This is a genomic window from Zoogloea sp. (assembly GCF_041908905.1).
In the GTDB taxonomy this organism is placed as follows: Bacteria; Pseudomonadota; Gammaproteobacteria; order Burkholderiales; family Rhodocyclaceae; genus Zoogloea.
Genome location: NZ_JAYREK010000076.1, coordinates 1 through 1,836, shown reverse-complemented (window position 1 = coordinate 1,836; position 1,836 = coordinate 1). Strand labels below are relative to the sequence as shown.

The 1,836-nt window shown below is 67.0% G+C and carries 2 protein-coding genes and 1 riboswitch; of the genes, one reads left to right on the top strand and one right to left on the bottom strand.

From position 1 onward, the window contains the following. Window positions 1-316, bottom strand: a 316-nt coding sequence (locus tag ACE3OU_RS18775) for a hypothetical protein (protein WP_374243081.1), incomplete at its 3' end; no start/stop codon positions are given. Between the two features lie 140 nt (window positions 317-456). Beyond that, a riboswitch (S-adenosyl-L-homocysteine riboswitch) is annotated at window positions 457-538 on the top strand. Between the two features lie 79 nt (window positions 539-617). On the opposite strand from ACE3OU_RS18775, the gene ahcY reads away from it, so the two are divergent. After that, on the top strand, window positions 618-1,836 hold a 1,219-nt coding region (gene ahcY / locus ACE3OU_RS18770), incomplete at its 3' end, for an adenosylhomocysteinase (protein ID WP_374243082.1).

Below are 1,836 nucleotides of genomic sequence, written 5' to 3'. Positions count from 1 at the left end.
GCTCGGCGCTCCAGTCGATCAGGCGCTCGCTGAGGCCGCTCAGGGCGACGATCTGCTGATGAACCAGGGCGGCGCCGAGTTCCCGGACCCGGGCATCGGCCAGCAGCGCCAGCCAGGGCTGCCAGTCGCGCCGCGCCCCGGAATCGCCCAGACTGGCCGACCACAGCTCGCCGCCGCGCCCGAGCAGGGTGCGCTGCAGGCTGAACACGCCCGTCAACAGGCGGTCGGCGTGGTCGATCGAATAACCGGCCAGCTCGTGCTGGCGCACGAGGGCGCGCTGGCGGATGTCGCTGAGATAGGCTTCGCTGTAATACATGGCGGATCTCCGGAAACGGACGGGGAGCCCCCGATGCTACGCAACCTTCATGACCCGGGCATGACGCTTCCGTGACAGCCGCCCCACCGCGCCCGCCTCCCGCCGGCGACATTCCCGGCCGGCCGGCGTATAATCGCCGCTTCTCCGAGGAGCGCTGCAAGGCCGCCGTCCGTATCGCGCACGGCCCCCAGGCTCGGACCGTATCAACGGCGCTCATCCGACCAACCGTGCCGGGCACGGGAAGACGGGTGAGCCTGCCAGCCCCCGCCCCGCCTCTGCCCGGCCACCGTCAACGAAGGAGCTGACCGTGGCTGATTACGTTATTGCCGACATCGCGCTGGCCGACTGGGGCCGCAAGGAAATCCGCATCGCCGAGACCGAAATGCCGGGCCTCATGGCGATCCGCGAGGAATTCGCCAAGTCGCAGCCGCTCAAGGGCGCCCGCATCACCGGCTCGCTGCACATGACCATCCAGACCGCCGTGCTGATCGAGACGCTGACCGCGCTCGGCGCCGAGGTCCGCTGGGCCTCGTGCAACATCTTCTCGACGCAGGACCACGCCGCCGCCGCCATCGCCGCCGCCGGCATCCCGGTCTTCGCGGTCAAGGGCGAATCGCTGATCGAGTACTGGGACTACACGCACCGCATCTTCGAGTGGGCCGATGGCGGCTTCAGCAACATGATCCTCGACGACGGCGGCGACGCCACCCTGCTCCTGCACCTCGGCGCCCGCGCCGAGCAGGACATTTCCGTCCTCGACAAGCCGGACAGCGAGGAAGCCACCGTGCTCTTCGCCTCGATCAAGGCCAAGCTGAAGACCGACCCGGCCTGGTACTCGACCCGTCTCGCGAAGATCAGGGGCGTCACCGAGGAAACCACCACCGGCGTGCATCGCCTGTACCAGATGCACGAGCGCGGCGAGCTGAAGTTCCCGGCGATCAACGTCAACGACTCGGTGACCAAGTCCAAGTTCGACAACCTCTACGGCTGCCGCGAATCCCTGGTGGACGGCATCAAGCGCGCCACCGACGTGATGGTCGCCGGCAAGATCGCCGTGGTCTGCGGCTACGGCGACGTGGGCAAGGGCTCCGCACAGGCCCTGCGCGCCCTGTCGGCGCAGGTGTGGATCACCGAGATCGACCCGATCTGCGCACTGCAGGCGGCGATGGAAGGCTATCGCGTGGTGACCATGGACTATGCCTGCGACAAGGCCGACATCTTCGTCACCGCCACCGGCAACTTCCACGTCATCGACCACCACCATCTGGTGAAGATGAAGCACAACGCCATCGTCTGCAACATCGGCCACTTCGATTCCGAGATCAACGTCGCCTCGATCGAGGGCTATCCGTGGGAAGAGATCAAGCCGCAGGTCGACCACATCACCCTGCCTTCCGGCAACCGCATCATCCTGCTGGCCAAGGGGCGCCTGGTGAATCTCGGCTGCGCCACCGGCCACCCGTCCTACGTGATGTCGTCCTCGTTCGCCAACCAGACGATCGCCCAGATCGAGCTGTTCA